This is a genomic window from Streptococcus vulneris (genome assembly GCF_019218685.1).
GTDB classification, from domain to species: domain Bacteria; phylum Bacillota; class Bacilli; order Lactobacillales; family Streptococcaceae; genus Streptococcus; species Streptococcus vulneris.
Genome location: NZ_JAHUZC010000008.1, coordinates 15,415 through 39,507, shown reverse-complemented (window position 1 = coordinate 39,507; position 24,093 = coordinate 15,415). Strand labels below are relative to the sequence as shown.

Annotated in this window: 25 protein-coding genes and 2 pseudogenes; 8 read left to right on the top strand and 19 right to left on the bottom strand. The window is 38.3% G+C overall.

What is annotated here, in order from left to right; genetic code table 11:
• Positions 1–5 precede the first annotated feature (5 nt).
• Together KUA57_RS06460 and KUA57_RS06455 are read left to right on the top strand one after the other, a co-directional pair.
• Positions 6–695 (top strand): response regulator transcription factor, encoded by a 690-nt coding sequence (locus KUA57_RS06460; RefSeq protein WP_042751014.1) that lies wholly within the window; start codon positions 6–8, stop codon positions 693–695.
• Positions 679–1,677, top strand: coding sequence for a sensor histidine kinase (locus KUA57_RS06455; RefSeq protein WP_125447775.1), 999 nt, complete (start codon positions 679–681; stop codon positions 1,675–1,677). The genes KUA57_RS06460 and KUA57_RS06455 overlap by 17 nt, the downstream gene beginning before the upstream one ends.
• Before the next feature lie 83 nt (positions 1,678–1,760).
• On the opposite strand, the gene ffh is transcribed toward KUA57_RS06455, so the two are convergent.
• Positions 1,761–3,332, bottom strand: coding sequence for a signal recognition particle protein (gene ffh / locus KUA57_RS06450; protein ID WP_125447776.1), 1,572 nt, complete (start codon positions 3,330–3,332; stop codon positions 1,761–1,763).
• A gap of 11 nt (positions 3,333–3,343) precedes the next feature.
• Entirely contained in the window at positions 3,344–3,676 is a 333-nt protein-coding gene (locus KUA57_RS06445) for a putative DNA-binding protein (RefSeq protein ID WP_000402071.1), read from the bottom strand.
• A gap of 209 nt (positions 3,677–3,885) precedes the next feature.
• On the opposite strand from KUA57_RS06445, the pseudogene KUA57_RS06440 reads away from it, so the two are divergent.
• A pseudogene (locus KUA57_RS06440) lies at positions 3,886–5,224 on the top strand (IS3 family transposase).
• A 119-nt stretch (positions 5,225–5,343) separates the two neighbouring features.
• Here the strand turns inward: KUA57_RS06440 and KUA57_RS06435 are convergent.
• The 6 genes from KUA57_RS06435 to KUA57_RS06410 form a co-directional block, all read right to left on the bottom strand.
• On the bottom strand, positions 5,344–6,660 hold the full coding sequence (locus KUA57_RS06435; protein ID WP_185756789.1) for an McrC family protein: 1,317 nt from the start codon (positions 6,658–6,660) through the stop codon (positions 5,344–5,346).
• A complete protein-coding gene (locus tag KUA57_RS06430; protein WP_218493885.1) occupies positions 6,635–8,170 on the bottom strand; it encodes an McrB family protein in 1,536 nt (511 codons plus the stop codon). The genes KUA57_RS06435 and KUA57_RS06430 overlap by 26 nt, the downstream gene beginning before the upstream one ends.
• 174 nt (positions 8,171–8,344) lie before the next feature.
• Complete coding sequence (gene metG / locus KUA57_RS06425; protein ID WP_218493884.1) at positions 8,345–10,342, bottom strand: methionine--tRNA ligase; 1,998 nt, start codon at positions 10,340–10,342, stop codon at positions 8,345–8,347.
• 123 nt (positions 10,343–10,465) lie between these two features.
• On the bottom strand, positions 10,466–11,725 hold the full coding sequence (locus KUA57_RS06420) for an ABC transporter permease (protein WP_125454526.1): 1,260 nt from the start codon (positions 11,723–11,725) through the stop codon (positions 10,466–10,468).
• Position 11,726: 1 nt separating this feature from the next.
• Positions 11,727–12,428 (bottom strand): ABC transporter ATP-binding protein, encoded by a 702-nt coding sequence (locus KUA57_RS06415; protein WP_218493883.1) that lies wholly within the window; start codon positions 12,426–12,428, stop codon positions 11,727–11,729.
• Positions 12,412–13,620 (bottom strand): efflux RND transporter periplasmic adaptor subunit, encoded by a 1,209-nt coding sequence (locus tag KUA57_RS06410; RefSeq protein ID WP_033684942.1) that lies wholly within the window; start codon positions 13,618–13,620, stop codon positions 12,412–12,414. The genes KUA57_RS06415 and KUA57_RS06410 overlap by 17 nt, the downstream gene beginning before the upstream one ends.
• Positions 13,621–13,910: 290 nt before the next feature.
• On the opposite strand from KUA57_RS06410, the gene gor reads away from it, so the two are divergent.
• Complete coding sequence (gene gor / locus KUA57_RS06405; RefSeq protein WP_033686709.1) at positions 13,911–15,257, top strand: glutathione-disulfide reductase; 1,347 nt, start codon at positions 13,911–13,913, stop codon at positions 15,255–15,257.
• 196 nt (positions 15,258–15,453) lie between these two features.
• Complete coding sequence (locus KUA57_RS06400; RefSeq protein ID WP_218493882.1) at positions 15,454–15,990, top strand: biotin transporter BioY; 537 nt, start codon at positions 15,454–15,456, stop codon at positions 15,988–15,990.
• 159 nt (positions 15,991–16,149) lie between these two features.
• Here the strand turns inward: KUA57_RS06400 and KUA57_RS06395 are convergent, their stop codons facing one another.
• Positions 16,150–16,365 (bottom strand): YdbC family protein, encoded by a 216-nt coding sequence (locus KUA57_RS06395; RefSeq protein WP_049542960.1) that lies wholly within the window; start codon positions 16,363–16,365, stop codon positions 16,150–16,152.
• Positions 16,366–16,463: 98 nt separating this feature from the next.
• On the opposite strand from KUA57_RS06395, the gene KUA57_RS06390 reads away from it, so the two are divergent.
• Positions 16,464–16,784: a hypothetical protein gene (locus tag KUA57_RS06390; protein ID WP_218493881.1), complete on the top strand. Its 321-nt coding sequence runs from the start codon at positions 16,464–16,466 to the stop codon at positions 16,782–16,784.
• A gap of 30 nt (positions 16,785–16,814) precedes the next feature.
• On the opposite strand, the gene KUA57_RS06385 is transcribed toward KUA57_RS06390, so the two are convergent.
• The 10 genes and pseudogenes from KUA57_RS06385 to rpsP form a co-directional block, all read right to left on the bottom strand.
• Positions 16,815–17,153, bottom strand: coding sequence for an ATP cone domain-containing protein (locus KUA57_RS06385; RefSeq protein WP_001196040.1), 339 nt, complete (start codon positions 17,151–17,153; stop codon positions 16,815–16,817).
• A 14-nt stretch (positions 17,154–17,167) separates the two neighbouring features.
• Positions 17,168–17,884, bottom strand: coding sequence for a tRNA (guanosine(37)-N1)-methyltransferase TrmD (trmD, locus tag KUA57_RS06380; protein ID WP_218493880.1), 717 nt, complete (start codon positions 17,882–17,884; stop codon positions 17,168–17,170).
• A complete protein-coding gene (gene rimM, locus KUA57_RS06375; protein ID WP_218493879.1) occupies positions 17,874–18,392 on the bottom strand; it encodes a ribosome maturation factor RimM in 519 nt (172 codons plus the stop codon). The genes trmD and rimM overlap by 11 nt, the downstream gene beginning before the upstream one ends.
• Positions 18,393–18,422: 30 nt before the next feature.
• Positions 18,423–19,211, bottom strand: a complete 789-nt coding sequence (locus tag KUA57_RS06370; protein WP_218493878.1) for an alpha/beta fold hydrolase — start codon at positions 19,209–19,211, stop codon at positions 18,423–18,425.
• Positions 19,212–19,308: 97 nt separating this feature from the next.
• Positions 19,309–20,166, bottom strand: coding sequence for an alpha/beta fold hydrolase (locus KUA57_RS06365; protein WP_218493877.1), 858 nt, complete (start codon positions 20,164–20,166; stop codon positions 19,309–19,311).
• 149 nt (positions 20,167–20,315) lie between these two features.
• On the bottom strand, positions 20,316–21,218 hold the full coding sequence (locus tag KUA57_RS06360) for a DMT family transporter (protein WP_218493876.1): 903 nt from the start codon (positions 21,216–21,218) through the stop codon (positions 20,316–20,318).
• 129 nt (positions 21,219–21,347) lie between these two features.
• On the bottom strand, positions 21,348–21,482 hold the full coding sequence (locus tag KUA57_RS09700; protein WP_261266842.1) for a hypothetical protein: 135 nt from the start codon (positions 21,480–21,482) through the stop codon (positions 21,348–21,350).
• 73 nt (positions 21,483–21,555) lie between these two features.
• Positions 21,556–21,870: pseudogene (locus KUA57_RS06355) on the bottom strand (MazG nucleotide pyrophosphohydrolase domain-containing protein); the annotation flags it as partial.
• 63 nt (positions 21,871–21,933) lie between these two features.
• Positions 21,934–22,173: an RNA-binding protein KphA gene (kphA, locus tag KUA57_RS06350; protein ID WP_000379617.1), complete on the bottom strand. Its 240-nt coding sequence runs from the start codon at positions 22,171–22,173 to the stop codon at positions 21,934–21,936.
• Positions 22,174–22,192: 19 nt separating this feature from the next.
• A complete protein-coding gene (rpsP, locus tag KUA57_RS06345; protein ID WP_000268760.1) occupies positions 22,193–22,465 on the bottom strand; it encodes a 30S ribosomal protein S16 in 273 nt (90 codons plus the stop codon).
• Between the two features lie 175 nt (positions 22,466–22,640).
• Here rpsP and KUA57_RS06340 point away from each other — a divergent pair, with 175 nt between their 5' ends.
• On the top strand, positions 22,641–23,174 hold the full coding sequence (locus tag KUA57_RS06340; protein WP_218493875.1) for a hypothetical protein: 534 nt from the start codon (positions 22,641–22,643) through the stop codon (positions 23,172–23,174).
• 107 nt (positions 23,175–23,281) lie between these two features.
• A complete protein-coding gene (locus KUA57_RS06335) occupies positions 23,282–24,085 on the top strand; it encodes a peptidylprolyl isomerase (protein WP_023946405.1) in 804 nt (267 codons plus the stop codon).
• The last annotated feature ends 8 nt before the right edge of the window (positions 24,086–24,093 follow it).

The window sequence follows — 24,093 nt, the reverse complement described above, 5'->3', positions numbered from 1 at the left end:
CCGATATGAAGCATATTCTGGTTATTGAAGATGAAGCCTTGATTCGAGATGAAATTGTCATCTTGTTAGAGAAAGCGGGTTATCAAGTTGATAAGTTGACTGACTTCAAAGATACAAGCCAGCAAGTGCTGCAATACGATACAGATCTAATCATACTGGATTTGAATTTGCCAGGAGAAACAGGTTTTCAAATTTGTAAAAATCTCAAGTCAAAACGCTCTGTCCCTATATTGGTTCTCACTTCCCGTGAACAATTAAAAGATGAAATCTACGCCCTGAAATTAGGGGCAGATGAGTATCTAACAAAGCCTTTCAAGAAAGAAAGATTTTTGGCACGTATAGAAAATATCTTGAAACGCTATGAAGGCAGACAAAATCTACTTGAAAAAGATAATTTTCTGCTGGATAGACAGACCTATACCCTTTATATCAATGGACACTCGATTTTACTCCCCCAAAATCAAGGGAAATTGTTAGAAACTTTATTAGTGGCAACTGATTCTGTCGTCACAAAAGAAGAACTAAGCATGAAACTGTGGAATACAACTGAGTTCATCGATGAAAATGCCCTTCAAGTAAATATTGCAAGACTCAAAAAGGTGATGAAACAGGCTGGTATTGCACTTCAAGTCAAGTCCGTCAGAGGCATCGGTTACAAATTGGAAGAGGAAAGGGAATATGAAACAGAATCCTAAATATTTGGCTACCTATCTGCCTTGGTTACTTGTTCTCTTAGCATTTGATCTATTCACAGCTGTCCTGCTTTGGCTTTCAGACGTGAGAAAGTTTCAAGCCCTCATCATTCTCTATCTTTTAGCTACTGTCCTGCTCTTTTTCATCCTATCATTCCTACTGATAAGAAAAGAAAGAAAAAAATCCGCTGCCTATAAAGCCTTCATAGCCAATCCCAAGGTCGATACTGAGCTGGAATTATTGCGTTTATCAAGTGCCTCAGAGAAAGAAAACATCGAAGAAATCGCAAATGCGCTTTACCAAAGGCAAGCGGAAATAGGAAAGCTCAACTCATTACTAGCCGAATACGAGGACTATGTTGAAAAATGGGTTCATGAAATCAAACTCCCTCTATCCCTTCTTTCCCTCCTTTTGGACAATCAAAGTGACCAGTTACCAAAGGATATAACTTTTAAGTTGGACTATGTGAAAAATCAAATCCAAGGAAATGTATCACAGATACTATTCTATTACAGGGTGAAAAGTGAAAAAAATGATTTTCTATTTGAAGACCTTGACCTCCAAGAGTGTATCCAAGATCTTTTGGAAAACTTTGATCCCTTGCTCAAAGAAAAGAAATTTACGATTAAGTTAGAAAACATACAAGGAATCTGCTACACCGATCAACGCAGTTTTGAATTTATCCTCTCTCAAATCCTCGCCAACGCCCTTAAATATAGCTCTGACAAGCCCGAACTCAGTATTTCTATGTCAAAGGATAAGGGACGCACAAGTCTGATTATTAGGGATAATGGTTGCGGAGTTAAAGCTTGTGACCTCCCTCATATCTTTGAAAAAGGCTTTACAGGTGATTCAGGTGATACAAGGAAAAAATCAACAGGTATGGGGCTCTATCTAGTCAAACAATTAGCAGATGCTTTAAAAATCGAAATCACAGTAAAATCCGAATGGATGCAAGGATTTGAAATCTCTCTTTCTATTTAGTCAATTTTTCGATTAAGAAAATTGCCTAATCATAGAAAGCACATATGTTATATCAAAAAGGAAAGCACTTCTGCTTTCCTTTTTTATTTGCGTTTCTTCTTAGCTTTTTTCATTTTATTCGCCATGCGTTTCATTGACTGTTTCATAGCAAATTCACCGATTTTACCTTTGAGTCCGCCACCAAACATCTGGCTCATATCTGGCATTCCCGCTCCTCCTAGAGCTGACAAGTCAGGCATCCCACCTTGTCCCATCATTCCTTCAAGGGCAGACATATCCGTTCCTCCCATATTTGGTATATTTTTAGGAAGGTTATTTGGATTGATTCCCATTTGCTTCATCATTTTGTTCATATCCCCAGACATGACACCCTGCATGAGTTGTTTAGCTTGGTTAAAGTCTTTGATGAATTTATTAACTTCGACAAAGGTATTCCCAGAACCTGCAGCGATACGACGGCGACGGCTCGGATTTAACAAATCTGGATTTTCACGTTCTTCAGGTGTCATTGAAGACACAATAGCACGTTTGCGAGCAATCTGACGCTCATCTACCTTCATGTTTTGAAGGGCTGGATTGTTAGCCATACCTGGAATCATCTTGAGCAAGTCTTCCATCGGCCCCATATTTTGCACCTGATCCAACTGATCAATGAAATCATTGAAATCAAATGTGTTTTCACGCATCTTCTCAGCCATTTCAAGGGCTTTTTGCTCATCGTATTCTTGAGAAGCTTTCTCAATCAAAGTAAGCATATCCCCCATGCCAAGGATACGGCTAGACATACGGTCTGGGTGGAAGGTTTCGATATCTGTAATTTTTTCACCTGTACCAGTGAACTTGATTGGTTTTCCAGTGATGTGACGAACCGATAGAGCCGCACCACCACGAGTATCCCCATCAATCTTGGTAAGGATGACCCCAGTGACTTCCAACTGAGCATTAAACTCACGCGCAACATTGGCCGCTTCTTGACCAATCATGGCATCAACCACGAGGAGAATTTCGTTTGGTTGAGCCAATGCTTTTACGTCACGAAGTTCATTCATCAAAAGCTCATCAATCTGCAAACGACCTGCCGTATCAATCAAGACATAGTCATTATGATTAGCTTGGGCTTGTTCCAAACCTTGACGAACAATCTCAACAGCTGGAACCTCTGTTCCAAGAGCGAAAACCGGCACATCAATCTGTTGACCCAGAGTTTTCAACTGGTCAATAGCCGCAGGACGATAAATATCCGCCGCAATCATCAAAGGACGAGCATTTTCTTCTTTCTTGAGTTTGTTGGCCAATTTACCAGCAAAGGTTGTTTTACCAGCCCCCTGTAAACCAACCATCATGATGATTGTAGGAATCTTAGGTGACTTGATAATTTCTGCCGTATCAGAACCTAAAACGGCTGTCAGTTCCTCATCAACGATTTTAATAATTTGTTGCGCAGGATTAAGGGTATCAATGACCTCATGCCCAACTGCACGCTCACGAACTTTCTTGATAAAGTCCTTTACAACAGGCAAGGCAACGTCGGCCTCAAGCAAGGCCAGGCGAATTTCTTTGGTTGCCTCTTGGACATCAGATTCAGAGATTTTTCCTTTTTTACGTAGATTTTTAAAGACGTTCTGTAAACGTTCTGTTAAACTTTCAAATGCCATTTTTCTTCCTCTTATTCTCTATTATCAATGCTTGTTAAAATTTCTATCTGCTCCTGCAGAAAGTTATCCTTGGGATAGCGCTCCAAAATCTGGTCAAAAATCTGACTGCGGACAATGTAGTCCGAGTACATGTGCAATTTCATCTCATAATCTTCGAGAATTTTTTCTGTTCGTTTGATATTATCATAGACTGCTTGTCGACTGACACCAAACTCCTCGGCAATTTCAGCAAGGCTATAATCATCAGCGTAGTAGAGCTCGATATAATTCATTTGCTTATCTGTCAAAAGCGCCGCATAAAATTCAAAGAGCGCATTCATACGGTTGGTTTTTTCGATTTCCATAACTTTTATTATACCAAAAAATCTATTATACTTCTACATTAGAAGTCATTCTAATACAGATAGAAAAATAATGGTAAGTTCTAAAAGCAACTTCCACATGACTTTTCAACGTAGAATTTTTTTCGATTTAGGCTCGATTTCTTATGAGGGTCAATGTACTGCACCCCAAAAGTTAGACAGAAAAATCTAACTTTTGGGGTGTTTTTATTATGAAATTAACTTATGGTGATAAAGTTCAGATCTATGAACTTAGAAAACAAGGATATAGCTTAGAGAAGCTTTCAAATAAATTTGGGATAAATAATTCTAATCTTAGGTACATGATTAAATTGATTGATCGTTACGGAATGGAGTTCGTCAAAAAAAGAAAAAATCGTTACTATTCTCCTGATTTAAAACAAGAAATGATTAATAAAGTCTTGCATGAAGGCTGGACTAAAGATAGAGTTTCTCTTGAATACGACCTCCCAAGTCGTACGATACTTCTTAACTGGCTATCACAATACAGGAAAAACGGGTATACTATTGTTGAGAAAACAAGAGGGAGAGTACCTAAAATGGGATGTAAACGGAAGAAAACTTGGGAAGAAATGACAGAACTAGAGCGACTCCAAGAGGAGAATGAACACTTACGTACCGAGGTGCCTTACTTAAAAAAGTTAAAAGAGCTGGAAGACAGGGACGAAGCCATACAGCGAGAAAGGCAGAGACAATTAGAGAAATGGCTTCAGGAGAATTTCGACTAGATTTACTTCTTGAAGCGGCTCGTTTACCTCGCTCAACTTACTACTATCAGTTGAAGCAAGTAGATGGGCTTGACAAAGATAAAGAGCTTAAAACCGAAATTCAGGCCATTTATAATGACCATAAAGGAAATTATGGCTATCGGAGAGTTACTCTTGAACTAAGAAATCGTGGTTTTGTAGTGAATCATAAGAAAGTTCAACGTCTGATGAAGCTCCTTGGTTTAACAGCTCGAATTCGTCGGAGACGAAAGTATTCTTCCTACCAAGGAGAGATTGGCAAGAAAGCAGAGAATCTCATTCAACGCCAGTTTGAAGCATCAAATCCAATGGAAAAGTGCTATACGGATGTGACAGAGTTTGCCATTCCAAATAGTACACAGAAACTCTATTTATTGCCTGTTTTAGATGGATTTAACAGCGTAATCTCTCTACTTCACCTAATTTAGAACAAGTAAAAACGATGCTGGAACAGGCCTTCACAGAGAAACACTATGAGAATACGATTCTCCATAGTGACCAAGGCTGGCAATACCAACATGATTCTTATCATCGGTTCCTAGAGAGTAAGGGAATTCAAGCATCCATGTCACGTAAAGGTAACAGTCCAGACAACGGTATGATGGAGTCCTTCTTTGGCATTCTGAAATCGGAGATGTTTTATGGTTATGAGAAGTCATTTCAGTCGCTTAAGCAATTGGAACAAGCTATTGTAGACTATATTGATTACTACAACAATAAACGAATTAAGGTAAAACTAAAAGGATTTAGCCCTGTAAAATACAGAACTAAATCCTTCGGATAAATTAATTGTCTAACTTTTGGGGGTCAGTACAATCGTAGGTATTTCAAAACTGCCATATTATGCATTTTATAATGAAAATATGTTTCAATTCTCTTAAAATATACTTACATTTGATTAAATTATTTTTTCCTAGGCTGTTTATCAGAAAGCTTCTTAATTATTTTTTTCAATCTTTCTACGTTGTCGTTTTCTTGATTCATATCATATTTCATATCATACAGAAATACGGTAATAACAATTCTCTTCAGATTATATTCATTGTTTTGTTTTTGTACATAAGTTGTATAATCATTTTTAAAAGAAATTTCCTTATGCTTAGGATAAATTAGAATAACATTTTCAACATCATATTTATATGCATAAGCATACATTTGATGCATATCTGACTCACTGATTCCATAATTTTTTCTATTTTTATTATTTTGAATAAGCTTTTTCCATTTGGTATCTAGAACAATCGCTGATTCCCCTTTTGCCATATAAATATCAGGCTTTAAGCCAAACGTCTTTGGATTATCAAACAAATATTTGTCTTCTTTTTGAGTTTCTACTTTCCATTCTGGAAATTTAATTTTTAACTGTTTAGCAACATATGCTTCAAAAATTTTCTCCATTGGAAACAGTAAAGCATTAACATTTTCAGTTCCTTTAAAAGTTGAAAAACTTTTATTCTTAAGGAAAACTTGCGACCAAGTCATTAGACTTTGATAAGCTTGAGCATTTCGATCTTTTTTTACTAGAGAAAAGTCCTTATCAATATTTGTTGACTGATTAACCATTTCAAATTCAGCCAACAAACGTTTTACTAACAATTGATTTTTTCCATTGGATGAAATCTTGTTTAACTTTAGAAGCGTTGTTTTTATCAAACGATTTTCAGGTCGATTGATATGAAATTCATCATAAGCCATATAAAATCTATCTTTACGAATTATATTATGCTTAAGATGCTGATTAATTAGAAATTTCCCTTTGAAAAAAGTAAGATTCCCCTCAATCGTAAGATAATCGGATTTTAATCCTTTTTTCAACAGTTCTTGAACTTCATTCAAATACATCTGAATAAAAACTTCATAAATTGGTAACTGAGAAACATTTATCTGAGCATTTTTAAAACTCTTTCCCTTAAATTCTTTTAAGCAAGATAACATTTTAAGAAACAGTTTTCGTAATTTATTCTCATCACCAATATCAATCTTAGGTAAAATTTCAATCTGAACTTTATTATCAATGTTAATAACACCTACATAATTCTGAGGTTTGATAACTTTTACTCCTTTATGAGATGAAATCCTCAAAAAGTCTGACAATCGTTCCTCAACATCATCACCAGAATTTTCTTCGATAAATTCTTCTAATAAAATGAAATTTCTTTCTCCTAAATCTTCTTTTTTTATCTCTTTAAATTCTTTAACTGTAAGAACCTTTGGTTTCATCCACTTCTCCCGAATTTGAATTCTCACCATAGATGTCAATATAATTCTTTGACTCCTTAAATGAATCTTTAAATGAATCTTTATTAATTTTATAGGTAGAATTCAAGTCAATATCTGAACTCTTTTTAAATAGATTTTCATTACTTTTGACTGAAATAAATTTACTATCATCGTCATTTTGGGGATTAATTCCTAAAACAAGCATAATTTTTTCGTAATCTTCATAGAAATATTCTTGAAGCAGTGGAATAATTTTATTTTTAAAGATAGAGGCTAATTGATTGATAGTGGCTTTTTTCTCATTTTTAAGTGGCATAAAGAAGGCATGTCCTAATGTATGCTCCCTGTCATAAAGAGCTTCAATACGTCGGTTCATCGTTTCTAGCATTTTTTTTACATTAACATTATCGATGACTATATCAGTCAACAATTTTTCTTTTGGCATCATTTCAATAAATTCAAAACGACGGCGAAGAGCTGTATCCATGAGAGCGATAGAACGGTCTGCTGTATTCATGGTCCCTAGAATATATACATTTTCTGGCACAGAAAAATATTCTTGGGAATACGGAAGAGTCACTGACATTGCCTCATCCTCTCCAGCACGCTTCGAATCTTCAATCAAAGTAATAAGTTCTCCGAATATTTTAGAAATATTTCCACGGTTGATTTCATCAATAATAAAAACGTATTTATTACTCCTATCACTTGCAGCTTTATTACAAAACTCTTTGAACATACCATCTGAGATTTTGTAACTAAGCTCATTTTTCTCACTAATATCACCTAAAACTGGCTTAATCCCCTCGATAAACTCCTCATAACCGTAAGACTGATGGAAAGTTGTAAATGCGATTTGACCAACAGCTTTTAATTCATTAAATTTATTGACGTAGTCAGTGTAAGTCTTGGCACTATCCCGATTAAACTTCCTATCAATCGTATCAACTGCATACTTGATAGAATTGTAAGTTTTACCAGTTCCTGGAGGCCCATAAAGGATTGTATTTACTGATGATAAACTCAACATAGTTTTTACAGAATCCTTTCCATTTTCTTTTGAATTTATAACTTCCTGCTTACTTTCATAGCTAATTCCATCTAAAAACCTTTCAATCTCTTGAAGGGATTCTGTACCATTTTCCTCAATAACTCTAAAAAAGTCACAAATGAAAAAATCTTGTTTAATTTGGAAATGTAATTTCTTCTGTTCTATAGATTCCTTAAATTCTTCTTTTTTGTTATTTTTCGTAAACTCTATATTTCCAGAATCAGGCTCTTTAGTAATTTTAGTGATAACTATATAATCTTCTATATCTTTAATCCGGTTTATTAAATAGAACTTTTCTTGATTATATGATTTCTTTAACTTTGTGCTCATATTTTCAATTAAGTAGCTTTCTCTGTCTTCGGATCGTCTATGAAAAACTCTATTAGATTCAATCCAGACAATATCTGAATAATCATTTTTTACTTTATCAATTATCTCTTTTATTATATTTTTAGACATTCTTGTTCCTTCGCAGTATATAATAATTTTATTATCAAACTTGTTATAACTGTATCGACTGATATGTCAATACTTACTTTACATTTAAAAAACATTATCTAGGTTCCCAAAACCTCCCATGAACAATTGTCTGGGAGGTTTTTCTTATAAAAGATCTACTATCTGTTGAGTTTTTTACCCAATCACACTTCCGTTTGGTACAGCTGGATCAACTGTGAGAAGGGTTAATTTCCCATCATGTTCAGCTGAGAGGATCATCCCTTGGCTGACATATTTCTTCATCATCTTGCGTGGTTTGAGATTGGCAACGATTTGAACTTTCTTGCCGACCAATTCTTGTTCATTTGGATAGTATTTTGCAATCCCAGAAAGAATTTGACGATCTTCACCATCACCAGCATCCAAGCTGAATTGAAGCAACTTATCTGAACCTTCTACTTTAGACACTTCTTTGACTTCTGCGACACGGATTTCGACCTTGTCAAAGTCTTCAAACTTGATTTCTTCCTTGTTTAGTTTGAGTTCAACTTCGTCTGGATTCCATTCTTTTTCGACGGCTGGTTTGTTGCCTTCCATTTGTTCCTTGATATAGGCGATTTCTTCTTCCATATCCAGACGTGGGAAGATTGGTGTTCCCTTAGCAACTACAGTCACACCTGCAGGGAAATCAGCCAATTTCAAGTTCTCAAGGCTAGCAACTTCTGCTAAACCAAGTTGAGTCAAAACTGCACGACTGGTTTCCATCATAAATGGCTCAATCAAGTGAGCAACGACGCGAAGGCTGGCTGCCAAGTGGCTCATAACACTTGCCAATTGATCGCGTAGTGCTTCATCCTTTGCCAATACCCATGGAGCTGTCTCGTCTATGTATTTGTTAGTACGAGAGATAAGGGTCCAGACTGCTTCAAGTGCACGTGGGTAGTCAACTGCTTCCATGTAGGTGTGGTAGTCAGCGATTGATTGTTCTGCAACGTCAGCAAGAGCATGGTCAAACTCTGTTACACCTTCTACATAGGCAGGGACTTGCCCGTCAAAGTATTTATTAATCATAGAAACCGTACGGTTAAGGAGGTTTCCAAGGTCATTGGCCAATTCATAGTTGATACGGCCTACATAGTCTTCTGGAGTGAAGGTTCCGTCTGAACCAACTGGAAGGCTACGCATGAGATAGTAACGAAGCGGATCTAGTCCATAACGCTCTACCAACATTTCAGGGTAAACGACATTTCCTTTAGACTTAGACATTTTGCCGTCTTTCATGACAAACCAACCATGGGCAATCAGACGATCTGGCAATTTGATATCGAGCATCATAAGAAGGATTGGCCAGTAGATTGAGTGGAATCGAAGGATGTCTTTTCCTACCATGTGGAAGACTGTTCCATTCCAGAACTTGTCAAAGTTACCATGTTCATCTTGACCGTAGCCAAGAGCTGTCGCATAGTTAAGAAGGGCATCAATCCAAACGTAGACAACGTGTTTAGGATTAGATGGCACTGGCACACCCCATGTAAAGGTTGTACGAGAAACCGCCAAATCCTCTAAACCTGGCTCGATAAAGTTGCGAAGCATTTCATTCAGACGACCATCTGGAGTGATAAATTCAGGATGAGCTTTGAAAAATTCTACTAGACGGTCTTGGTACTTGCTAAGACGAAGGAAATAAGACTCTTCAGATACCCATTCCACTTCGTGACCTGATGGAGCGATACCACCAGTTACATTTCCAGCTTCGTCACGGAAAACTTCTGCAAGCTGGCTTTCTGTAAAGAATTCCTCATCTGAAACTGAATACCAACCAGAATATTCACCCAAATAGATGTCATCTTGAGCCAGCAAGCGTTCAAAGACTTGTGCGACAACTTTTTCATGGTAGTCATCAGTTGTGCGGATAAATTTATCGTATGATATATCTAGTAAGTGCCAGAGTTCTTTAACTCCAACTGCCATCCCATCAACATAGGATTGGGGTGTGATACCAGCTTCTTCTGCTTTTTGTTGAATCTTTTGACCGTGCTCATCAAGACCTGTCAGATAAAAGACATCGTAGCCCATGAGGCGTTTGTAACGGGCTAGGACATCACAAGCGATGGTTGTGTAGGCAGAACCGATATGAAGTTTACCAGATGGATAGTAAATCGGTGTTGTAATATAAAAATTCTTTTCAGACATAATTTTTCCTTTCCAGGCAAATGAAACCTGTTTTTCTCACACTTCATTATATCACATTTTTAAGGATTTTCGATAGGGAAATCTATACAAAAACAAGATAGACAAGTGTCCATCTTGTTAATCTTATTCATAGCGAAGAGCTTCAATCGGATCAAGTTTCGATGCCTTGTTGGCTGGCAAAACTCCAAAAATCATACCCACACTAGCCGAAACTGCAAGACTAAATAGGGCAACTGGGATTGATACTCCCACTTCTATACCCGCAATCAAACCTTGCAAGAGTATGCCAGCTATAGCGGTTAAGCCTGTCGCAATGGTTAAACCAATGACTCCACCAAGCAAGGTCAATATCATGGATTCAATCAAAAACTGGATTAAAATATTAGCACGTGTTGCACCCAAAGCCTTACGGAGACCAATCTCACGCGTACGCTCCGTCACCGAAACCAGCATGATGTTCATAACACCAGTCCCTCCAACAAAAAGGGAAATTCCTGCAATGGCACTAATAATCGTAGTTATAAAGCCGAACAATTGTTGTACTTCTTGGAAGGCTGCAGTCGCATCTGACACCTGATACTCCCCTTGCTGAAGACCAGCAATTTCGGTCAATTTTCTAGCTAATTCTGGTCCCACAGTTGGTGTCAAACTGGTATCATTGACACGGAAGACAATATCAGAAATTTCATCCATATTGAAGTTGTTGGCAAGAGAAATATTAGTCGTAATTGGAAGTCCGCCAATACCAAAAGTCTTGGCAGTCTTGGCCTCATCGCTGGTATAGACACCAATGACACGATAGCTAAAGCCACCAACATCTATAACCTGGTTAACAGCTTCTTGAGCAGATCCAAACAGGCTATTAGCAAGTTCTTGGTCTAGCAAAATGACACTGGCCACATCTTTATAATCCTGAGCTATGAGACTGCGGCCTGCAACAATTTCATTTTCAACCGCCTTCATGTAAGTAATATTTCCACCTGTCAAGCTAGCACGCTCCACTTTTTTGTCTTTATAAGACAAGGTGGTATTGGTCGAGTTGGTTACATAGTAACTATCTACACCTTTAACTTTAGCAGCCTCCTTGACCCAAGCTTCTTGTGGTTTTGGTGGTTCCACAGGAACTTCCTCTTCTTTCCCAGAAACTGTCAATGCTGATTGTTTTTGGGTAAAAGAGCCATCTTTACTTTTAATAGGTGAGAAAAAAACATGGATATTCTTCTGTGACTTGGTCATATTTTTATTGACCTGACGAGACATGGAATCCCCCAGAGCCATAATAACAACAACTGATGAAACACCAATGATAATCCCAATCATAGTGAGAAAAGAGCGCATCTTGTGGGCCATGATAGATGAAAAGGCAAATTTCAGATTCTGCATCTTAGTTTTCCTCCTTCTCTAACTGCGAACTGTCAGACGAAATAACTCCATCTCGAATGACAATCTGGCGTTTAGCATAAGCAGCGATTTCAGGCTCATGCGTTACCATGATAATGGTTTTTCCTTCTTTGTTCAACTCAACCAATAGTTGCATAATTTGGTTCCCTGTTTTGGTATCCAAGGCTCCTGTCGGTTCGTCCGCTAGGATAATAGAAGGATTGTTTACCAAGGCACGCGCGATAGCTACACGTTGCTTTTGACCACCAGATAATTCCGAAGGCAAATGATGACTACGTTCTGTCAATTCAACCTTGTCTAAATACTCCTCAGCTAACTTGCGACGTTTTGAAGCCGAAACTCCCGCGTAAATCAAGGGCAATTCTACGTTTTGCAGAGCGTTAAGTTTAGATAGAAGAAAAAACTGCTGAAAGACAAAACCGATTTGTTGATTGCGGACCTTGGCTAGTTGTTTTTCACCAAGTCCAGCTACTTCTTGGCCTTCAAGATAATATTCTCCACTGGTTGGTGTATCCAACATACCAATCGTATTCATGAGAGTAGACTTACCCGAACCAGATGGTCCCATGATGGCAACAAATTCACCCTCATTCACTTCTAGGTTGATATTTTTGAGAACCTGCAGTTCTTGGTCACCGTTACGGTAGCTTCTGCAGATATTTTTTAGACTAATTAGTTGCTTCATCAGCCTTCACCTCTTTTCCTTCCTCTAGAGAAGACGTTGGGTTACTGATGACCTTGACTCCATTTGTCAGACCTGAAGTGATTTCTTGGTTGTCTGCATCAGCATTGCCCAAACCAACTTCCACTTTCTTGGCCTTTTTCTGCTCGTCAAGCACCCAGACATAGTTCTTATCATTTTCAGTCACAACACTTGTTAGAGGAACCAAAATGGCTTTACTCTTATTCTTAACCTCAACACTTACTGAGAATCCTTGTTTCAAATCACCGATTTCACTTGTAACATCGATGGTATATGGATATTTAGAACCAGAATTACCACCTGTTGCGGCAGTAGCTGCACTTGCTGCTTCACCACTAGTTTTAGGATAGTCAGAGATATAGCTAATCTTACCTGTCCAGCTCTTATCTTGGTAAACTTTAGAAGTAAAGGTTACTTCTTGTCCTACAGAGAGGTTGGCAAGGTTATATTCAGATAGTTCACCCTTAACTTGCAAGTTTTCATTACTTACGACATGAACGACTACTTGACTAGCTCCTGTTGGAGATTTAGAAACATTGTGGTTGACTTCAACCACAGTTCCCTCCAGGGTACTGAGAACCGTCATGGCATCCAACTGACTTTGAGCCTTACTTAATTGCGCTTCTGCATCTGCACGAGCATCACGGGCATCACCTAGTTGTGCATCAATAGATGAAACTGCATTTCCTGAGACTGGAGCTGGAGTTTGCCCTGCAGCTCCTTCGCCTCCTGCTGGTGCTGGTAACTGTGGAGCCGGAGCTGAAGCGGCTTCATTTCGTGCTTGATTGAGTTCATTGATATGACGATCTGCCTTAGCTACTGCTCGGCTAGCTGAATCATAGGCCGCCTGGGCTTCTGAACTACTGTACTTGACTAAAGCCTGTCCTTCGCTGACCTTATCACCCACAGAAACAAGGATTTCATCTAAATCTCCCTTACTAGCATCAAAATAAACATATTGTTCATTTTTTGCTGTTACTGTCCCTGACAATAAAACAGAGGACGCCACGCTTCCTTCCTTGGCAACAACAAGATGAGTAGGCTCATCTTTTACAGCGGTCTGAGATGGTTGTCTAAAGAGCAAAATCCCCCCAGCACCTAATACAACTACACTGGCAGCACCGATTGCTGCATACAATTGCCACTTTTTAGCTTTACGATTCTTCTTCATAATGAAACTCCTTTTTGATTTAAAGTCCTTAACAATATTATATAAAAATTAGCAAATATAAACAATAACAGTTCAGAACGAAATAATGACATTTCGGGATTTGATTATTGTTCGGAATCTATTTTTATTACCATTGTACTAGTTATATAATACACTTTATTTTTCCTTTTTGCAAGCCTTTTCTTTAATTTTTTTGAACGTAGCAGATTTTTGCAATCACATCAAAAAAAAGATAGAATATGACTATCAAAAAATGACACTCTATTATTTAAAAGAGTACAAAGGAGTTTTCAATGAGAGAATATGATATCATTGCTATCGGTGGAGGTAGCGGAGGAATTGCTACCATGAATCGTGCTGGTGAACATGGAGCCAAAGCTGCCGTTATTGAGGAAAAGAAACTAGGTGGAACCTGTGTCAACGTCGGTTGTGTTCCTAAGAAAATCATGTGGTACGGAGCACAAATCGCTGAAACTTTCCATCAATTTGGAGAAGACTACGGTTTTAAAACTACTGATCTTAACTTTGACTTTGCAACCCTACGTCGCAATCGTGAAGCCTACATCGATCGCGCTCGTTCTTCTTATGATGGCAGTTTTAAACGCAACGGTGTAGACTTGATTGAAGGACATGCTGAATTTGTAGATTCTCATACTGTCAGCGTAAATGGTGAACTGATCCGTGCTAAACATATCGTGATCGCTACTGGTGCCCATCCAAGTATTCCAAATATTCCTGGTGCTGAGCTAGGTGGCTCTTCTGATGATGTATTTGCTTGGGAAGAATTGCCAGAGTCAGTTGCTATTCTAGGCGCTGGTTATATTGCCGTTGAATTGGCTGGCGTACTCCACACTTTTGGTGTCAAGACAGACCTCTTTGTTCGTCGTGATCGTCCTTTACGTGGTTTTGATTCTTACATCGTTGAAGGTTTGGTCAAGGAAATGGAAAGAACAAACTTACCACTTCATACTCACAAAGTCCCTGCCAAGTTAGAAAAAACTGCTGAGGGCATTACCATTCATTTCGAAGATGGTACTAGTCACACAGCTAGCCAAGTTATCTGGGCTACAGGCCGCCGTCCAAACGTTAAGGGCTTGCAACTTGAAAAAGCTGGCGTGACTCTAAACGAACGTGGCTTTATCCAAGTGGATGAATACCAAAATACTGTTGTTGAGGGAATCTACGCACTAGGTGATGTAACAGGCGAAAAAGAACTAACTCCAGTTGCTATCAAGGCTGGACGTACTTTATCTGAACGTCTCTTTAACGGCAAAACAACTGCAAAAATGGATTACTCAACTATTCCAACTGTTGTCTTTTCACACCCTGCTATCGGAACGGTTGGTTTGACAGAAGAGCAAGCTATTAAAGAATACGGTCAAGACCAAATCAAGGTTTACAAATCAAGCTTTACGTCTATGTACTCTGCTTGCACTGACAACCGTCAAGAAACACGTTTCAAATTGATCACAGCAGGTTCAGAAGAAAAAGTTGTCGGACTTCATGGAATTGGCTATGGTGTTGATGAAATGATTCAAGGATTTGCTGTTGCTATCAAAATGGGAGCAACCAAGGCAGACTTTGATGCAACTGTGGCGATTCACCCAACTGCATCTGAAGAATTTGTAACTATGCGTTAATCGAAACAAAAGAAGCTGATACAAATGTGTCTGCTTCTTTTTTAATGTCTTACAAATCTACAAAAAAATTATCCAACTTAACCAATAAGCAAAATCGGCCGTTACAGTCTTTGTTACCTTGTTTTAAAAAATTGGTTGACAATAATTACTCTACGAGTATAATAGTTACTATACATCAGAAAAGAGGTTAACTATTTTGAAAAAAGCTCACGTTTATGCTATCCCTGCTATTGGAGCTGCTCTCATTGCTGTTTTGGCACAAATCAGTCTTCCAATTGGACCTGTTCCCTTCACTCTGCAAAACTTTGCCATCGGCTTGATTGCTACTGTCTTTAGACCGAGAGAGGCTGTGCTTTCTGTCGGACTCTATCTTCTTCTAGGTGCCATCGGGCTCCCTGTTTTTGCAGGAGGTGGAGCTGGATTGCAGGCGTTGGTTGGTCCTACTGCAGGTTATCTTTGGTTTTATCTTGTTTACTCTGGACTTACTTCATCTCTAACTGACAGCAAGAGTGGAGTTGTCAAGATTTTTCTTGCAAACCTCTTGGGTGATGCCCTTGTCTTTGTCGGCGGGATTCTAAGCTTGCATTTCCTAGCTGGAATGGCATTTGAAAAAGCTCTTGTGGTGGGGGTTCTTCCCTTTATCATTCCAGACCTTGGTAAACTTCTGGCTATTAGTTTTATTAGCCGTCCACTACTTCAACGCCTTAAAAATCAAGCTTACTTTACTCACTAAAAAAGGATATCGAGTTGTCATAACTCAATATCCTTTTCTTTCATTTTGAAAACTTATACTCAATGAAAATCAAAGAGCAAACTAGGAAGCTAGCCGCAGGCTGTACTTGAGTACGGCAAGGCGAAGCTGACGCGGTTTGAATTTGTTTTTCGAAGAGTATTATTTGCCTTTAAATGCATCCACCATTGTTTGAAATTCTTCATTGGAGAGAGTAATCCCTTTGCCCATTTTAGTATGATCTGGACTCCAAGCACGAATATCAAACTTTGCAGGAGCACCATTAAAGCTCACACGGTTGATTTCCTTAGTCCAACCTTTTTCGTTTTCAGAAAGAGTCAACAAGTGCTCTTCGATTTCAAATGTAAATTCTGCCATTTTCTTCTCCTTTTTTAGCTTTCATCTGATTATTCGTAAAATCTTGTAGATTTTAGGAAAATTTTATATAATATTGATATAAAAGAAGGGAGGCCACTATGAGACATAAATTCCAGCAAGTTCTAGATAAAATACATGACTTTTTAAATGGACATGAAAAACCAGACCAGACTGAAAGCAACTCCCTTACAGCCACTATTGAAGAGGCTATCCAGAAACAAACTGCTGTTCACCTGATCTTGTCAGAGACAAGTTTTACAGGTGACATCATCAAATACGATCAGCAACGCCAGCAAATTATCGTGAAAAATTTTGCCAAAAATGTGACCCGTATTATCCGCATAAGCGATATTCAACGCCTGCGATTTGTCCCTTCAACTGTCCAAACAGCCCAAAAAAATAGATTTAAGAAAGAGTGAGATGTAGTTGCTTCATCCCACTCTTTTTTCTTAGCGAATTTGTTCAAAATGTAAATGAACTGCGATATGATCTCCATAACCACTTCTTTCCAAGTCACGTTGTAGACGATAGGAAATGTAGTGTTCTGCTATGGTAATGTAACCTGCACCCAGTAAACGATGTTCAACCATAGACTGAATCATGCTGATGGTAGCACGTTCCACCTTGGCTTCTTCCAAATCCAAAACCACTTTCTTAGTGACTTGTGCAAGGTTTTGACGCAAATCATCTGTCAATACATAGACAGTCTGAGCTGCTTTTAAGATAGCTTGGTAAATCTTATCTGGATTAAATTCAGCAATTTCTCCATCACGTTTGATTACTTGCATAGGTATCTCCTTTATTATTTGTTTTCTTTAATTTCTGCCAGCATTTTTTCTTCTTCTGCTGTCAGTTGATAATGTTCAAGCAAATCCGGTCTGCGTTCATAGGTTTTCTTTAAACTCTCATACAATCGCCACTGACGAATCTTTTCATGGTGCCCGCTCATCAGAACATCTGGCACGACCATACCTCGATAATCATAAGGGCGTGTGTACTGAGGGTATTCAAGAAGGCCAGAAGAAAAACTATCATCTTGGTGGCTGGACTCCTTACCAATCACTTCTGGAATCAGGCGTACCGTAGCATCAATCATGGTCATAGCCGCCAACTCTCCACCAGTCAAGACATAGTCGCCCAGGGAGACCTCATCTGTCACCAAGGTCTTAATTCGCTCATCATAACCCTCATAGTGCCCACAGATAAAGATTAGCTCTTCCTCCTGAGCCAAATCCTCAGCATAAGCCTGATCAAACTGCTTTCCAGCTGGATCGAGGAGAATGACGCGCGGATTTTTCTTTTCAATAGCATCAAAGGCATCGAAAATGGGTTGGGCTCGGAGCAACATCCCCTGACCGCCTCCGTAGGGCTCATCGTCGACATGGCGGGCCTTTTCAGCATTTTCTCGAAAATTATGATACTGGATATCCAAGAGCCCCTTTTCTCGAGCCTTTCCAACAATTGAGTGCTCTAGCGGAGAAAACATCTCTGGAAAAAGGGTTAAAATATCAATCTTCATCGTCTAACCCTTCTAAGATTTCCACATCGACGCGGTTATTTGGAATATCAACATTGAGAATCACTGGTGGGATATAAGGCAAGAGCAAATCGCGCTTGCCTTTTCGCTTGACCACCCAGACATCGTTAGCACCTGGTTGCAGGATTTCTTTGATGGTTCCAATCAAGTTATCACCCTCATAGACTTCCAAACCGATAATCTCGTAATAATAAAATTCACCATCGTCTAGGTCATTTAAATCTTCCTCAGCAACCTTGAGACTGTATCCCTTGTACTTTTCAATAGCATTGATATGGTACATATCTTTGAATTTAATAATGTCAAAGTTCTTCTGTTTACGGTGGCTAGCGATGGTCACTGTTTGAACAAACTGATCTTTTTCATCAAACAAGGCAAGCTCAGTACCTTTTTTAAACCGTTCTTCTACAAAATCCGTCACAGACAAGACTCGCATCTCACCCTGCAACCCCTGCGTATTGACGATTTTCCCAACATTAAAGTAGTTCATCTTGTCTCCTGTAGTCTATTTCTTTCCATCTTATTCTGACAACTTTTGAATAATAGTCGCAATTTTTTCTGATTCTGACCATTGTAAATAATGGTGATTCCCTCCTAAAATGAGTTTAGTATTGGAAGTCCAATATTCTGATTCTCTGTACTCTTTTTCTCTATAAGTCTGACAGAAAATAAATACAGGGACATGAGATTCTATCGATACATTCTCAAAATCTTCCTCAGTAATCTCTCCAGATATCTGAAATTCTGAATCTTGATTTTCAAACTCTAAGCCTTTTTCTTGCATTATTTCCCAGATTTCTTTATTAATTTCAGGGCTAAATGTGGCTTGAGTTAAGTTCTTAAAATAAAATTCAGGACCACACTCCTCAATCAGCCTCATCTGCTCTTCCATTTCTGGATAAGGATTTTCTGAAAAATCAGCAAACATGACGTTTTTAGTTGTCGGTTCAATTGCTACTAAAGCATGACACTTAATTGGTTTCTTGAGCAATTTGCAAGCTAAAATTCCACTCAAACTATGTGCACAAAGTATATATTCAGAAATCGCCAATTCTTCAAGTACTTCATAAACCGAATCTGCAAGATTATCCAGATTTTTTCCAGCTTGGTCATGAATCGGACTTCTACCTGTATTTGGAAAATCAATTGTCAAATAACCAATTGTGGGAGGAAGTTTTTCGAGTATAAGTGAAAAATTTTCATAACTTGGTAACAAACCTGCGCCACTTAAACAAACTAGCACTTTCTTCTGCTTTTGATAAGTAACAGAGAGACTACCAATTTCTGTAGATACTTCAATCCTCTTCATAAAGAAATCCACTCATTCTGTATAATGAATTATAAAAAATCCTTATCCTTTATTTTATCACGTTCCAAGGATTTTCTCAAGTTGGATAGTTCCTATCTTACGGGCCTACTACTTCTTCAAAAAATTCACCAATAAGCTGATTAAACTCTTCAGGATGGTCATTCATAGGTTGGTGTTTGCTATCTGAAATCGTTACTTGACGTGCATTGGGATTTAAGGCCATGATTCCATCGTAGATCATTTTTAGGTGTTTGGGAAAATCATTTTCGCCTCTTACTAATAGCATAGGAGGATTTCCATGATAACCCTCTATCTCATGGACAGCCAAAAAACCTGTGATTCCAAGGTTCAAAAAAACATCTCGCCCAGTTTCTATAATGGCCGTCTTGACTAATTCTCTTGTGATAGGATTATCTGTACACATTTTTGAGTTCTTATCTGCAATCAACTTCCAAGGAATCGTTTTGTACATAAGGGAACTATATTTTATGCGATTTCTCTCTTTATCTGATAGGTAACGATGCTGTCCCCAACTATCTACCATGACCAAGGCTAGGACTCTTTCTGGATGGCGATAGGTATACTCTTGAAGTGGATTTCCTCCCCAAGAATGTCCGACCAATATCACCTTATCCAGCTGGAAATAGGACAAAATAGCATCTACATCTTGAACAGCGCCTTCCAAGTCGGGTAGGCCAACTTTCATAGGTGATTCACCCTGTCCTCTAACATTGACAAAGTAGAGGTCAAATCCTTCAAAGGAATCATACTGGTGGGCCCACATCTGACTACGGCCACAAGCTCCATGATAAAAAATAATGTGTCCTTTACTTGAGTTTCCAGGGCGATGATAAACAGCCAAGTCACAATCTAAAACTGGTATAATGTGACGTACCAAAGTCTCAGGTTTTCTGTTATAAAAAGCAATAGCTTCAGCTATATCATTTTGCTTCATTATTACACTCTCTCCTCTTTATCCTAGTGTCATTCTTTTTATCTATTTTATCATGCTAGATTAAAATCATCGTGTTCCAAACTTGATTTTATTAAAATTTTTGAATTTTCTGTATCATTTAGATTAAGAAAAAGACTGCTCAGCAATCTTTACTTTCTTCTCATCAGATTCATGCCTAAAATTCCAGCAATAATCATAGTGGCTCCTATAACATGGTAGCTATAAATTGGTTCATGGAGAATAAGAGCTCCGGCTAGAATAGTCAAAACTGTTCCAAGATTTCCAAAGACACTGACGGTTGATACTCCAAGTCGAACAATAGCATAGATAGAGAGACTACCAGTAACGATAGAGGCTAGAATTCCCAAATAGAGAATTGAAATCAGATAAGATACCTGTCCAAGTGGCGCAAAGTAAGCTAATATGTTGCCATCTAGATAATGCGAGGTCAGACTCAGCGTATTAAAGGTGACGAAGCCAGCAAATATCACAACAGCTGTCATATCCATAGCCCGATAGCGTCCTCCTGTAGACTTGCTGAGGATATTGTTTATTGCATTGGCGAGAACAGATCCCAACATCAAGAGAAAGCCAAAGCTAGCAGTCTCAGTACCAAAGTTAGCTCCTTTACTAAGGAAGATGAAAACCACTCCTGCTACGGATAAAATTAAAAAGAACTTTTGAAGCAAACTTGTCTTTTCCTTGAGAAAGGCCGATGCTAAAAGGAGCGTAAAAATCGGGACAAGAGCCTGTAAAATTCCAGCTTCAGAAGACGATATATACTGTAAAGCAAAGGATTGAAAAATAAAAAAGAGAAGAGGATAGAAAAGACTCATAGGAAGAATAGAAAAAATATCTTTTCTACTTAAACTCACTTTGATAAGTTTGGTTTGATGAAGAACGACCATTACTAAAGCTGCGATTGTATAGCGATGCGCTAAGTTTGTGAGAGGACTGGCATAGCCTAAAGCAATCTTAGTAAATAAAAAAGAAAATCCAATGATTGCTGAAAAGGATAAAGCTGCTAGGTAAGCTTTTGTATTCTCGTTCATAGACTGTTACTCCTTTTAAAAATAGCTATTCTCAAGATTGATTGACTAGAATTCTTTGAGACTGTCTTTCCATTGTAGCATAGTAGCATCCTAGATGCTATTTCTAGGATTAGTATTTTATGCCTTCTATCAACGTTTATCTAGTTCATTGACTAAAAAGGATTCAGCAAGTCTGACCTGCTTTTCTCGTTCTTGTCTCACAAGTTCTAACTTATCTGCCTCTTGGAGATTCCTTACTTTGATAATATAAACTGCCAGTTTCATTGTTTTCTATGTTACTAGCTAGGCCAATATAGGTGAAATCTTCTTTATAAGAAAAAAATCATTTCTTATTCTCTTAGAAATTCTCTAAAAATCCTTCCAAATCTCGTTCATGCTGATATTTTATAGCCGCCTTTTTATCTTTTTCAAAAATGGTCTTGGTTAGATCTATGTCGTTGATGGCCGCAATTGCTACGGTGTAGTGAATGATATCAGCCAGTTCTTTTGCTAGTTCCTCATTTGAGTCCTTGACACCCTCTTTTCTACCAGAACGACCATTCAAAACCTCAGCTACTTCTCCGACTTCCTCCACTAGCATGATAAAAATACCTTACTCAGTCCGAGACTGCTGGTAATGTTCGAGTAAGTAGTCTTGTAATTGTCTAAACGTTCAATCTTTCATCTTCTATTCATCACAAAAAAGAAAAAAAGCGAGACATCCGTCCCGCCCTTCTTATTTTTCGTCAATAACGATTCTTACTTTTTTGTCTTCAGTTGGGACAGAGTAGACAATCGTTCTTATCGCAGAAATAGTGCGACCCTTACGACCGATTACACGACCCACATCACTTTGATCAAGATCCAAATGATATTCCAAAAACTCTGGTGTATCTTCAATCTTGATAGTTAAGGCATCTGGTTGTGAAATCAAGGGTTTCACAATCGCAATAATGAGATTTTCAATCGTATCCATCTGTCAACCTACTTTAAACTTATTTTGAGAATTTAGAATCGTGGAATTTTTTCAATACGCCTTCTTTTGAAAGGATGTTACGTACTGTATCTGAAGGTTGAGCTCCATCAGCCAACCATGCAAGAACGCGGTCTTCTTTCAAAGTTACTTGGTTTTCAGCAACAAGTGGGTTGTAAGTTCCAACTGTTTCGATGAAACGTCCGTCACGTGGTGAACGTGAATCTGCTACGTTGATACGGTAGAAAGGTTTTTTCTTAGAACCCATACGAGTCAAACGGATTTTAACTGCCATTTTTAAAGTCTCTTTTCTTATTTTTTATTTCGGTGAAATAGCTAAGCTATTTAGCACATGTTCTATTATAGCAGATTTCTGGCAGGTGTCAAGAAAAAAACTTGACAGACTATAAAATTTTTAAACCATTTAGAAATTTGTTATATTTTTAAAGAAAAATCAGAAAGAGAATGTCATGAATGCTATTCTAGAAACATTTTATAAAGACCATCAACTCAAACCCTTCATATCGCCTGAACGTGATTTGGATACTTGGCTCCTAAATCCCAAGCCCGTTCCCAAAAGAAACATGGAATTATTAACAGATGATTTACTAGCAGGTGATATCATTTTACTATGGAGAATCAACTTTGGTACTTTTACCACCGAAACTTGCTTCCCTAAATACTTTGAATACACTTATGGTACTGATGCACCTAAGCATCTAAAAACTCTGGTGGAAAAAGGTTATGCTGGCATTGAAACAGCTTTTGAGTCACTTGACCATCTGAATGCTACTATGAAAAAGAATATCCTTAAGAAGAATGGGGTTACTGGCCTTTCTAAAATGAAGATTGCAGATTTGGATCAAGCCCTTCATAACCATTTTTCAGAAGAGGAATTAGCTGGTCTCTTTTCGATTCGCGGTTATAAAATAACTCCAAAAGGAAAGCACATACTGAAACAGTACCAGGACATTGTCGACCGTCATCCAAAGAAAAATCTCTAATCAAGGGATTTTCTGGTTGGCTCCTCTAAAACTATCTTGTCACTAATATTTGAAATCCCCTTCTTTTTAGGGTACAATGGTAGAAATGAATTTTTGAGAGGAACAGTATGAAAAAACTAGCAACCCTTCTTTTACTATCCACTGTAGCCCTAGCTGGATGCAGCAGCATCCAACGTAGTTTGCGTGGTGATGACTATGTAGATTCTAGCTTGGCCGCTGAGGAAAGCTCCAAAGCAGCTGCCCAATCTGCCAAGGAGTTAAATGATGCTTTGACAAACGAAAACGCCAATTTCCCACAACTATCTAAAGAAGTTGCTGAAGACGAGGCTGAAGTGATTCTCCACACAAGTCAAGGAGATATCCGTATTAAACTCTTCCCTAAACTGGCTCCTCTAGCGGTTGAAAACTTCCTCACTCATGCTAAAGAAGGCTACTATAACGGCATTACCTTCCACCGTGTCATCGATGGCTTCATGGTTCAAACTGGAGATCCAAAAGGGGATGGTACAGGTGGTCAGTCTATCTGGCATGACAAGGATAAGACTAAAGACAAGGGAACTGGTTTCAAGAACGAGATTACTCCTTATCTCTATAACATCCGTGGTGCTCTTTCCATGGCTAATACTGGTCAACCAAACACCAATGGCAGCCAGTTCTTCATCAACCAAAACTCTACAGATACCTCTGCTAAACTCCCTACAAGCAAGTATCCAAAGAAAATCATCGAAGCCTACAAAGAAGGTGGAAACCCTAGTCTAGATGGCAAACACCCCGTATTTGGTCAAGTGATTGACGGTATGGATGTTGTAGATAAGATTGCTAAAGCCGAAAAAGATGAGAAAGACAAACCAACGACTGCTATTACTATCGATAGTATCGAAGTGGTGAAAGACTACAATTTTAAATCTTAAAAACCAAA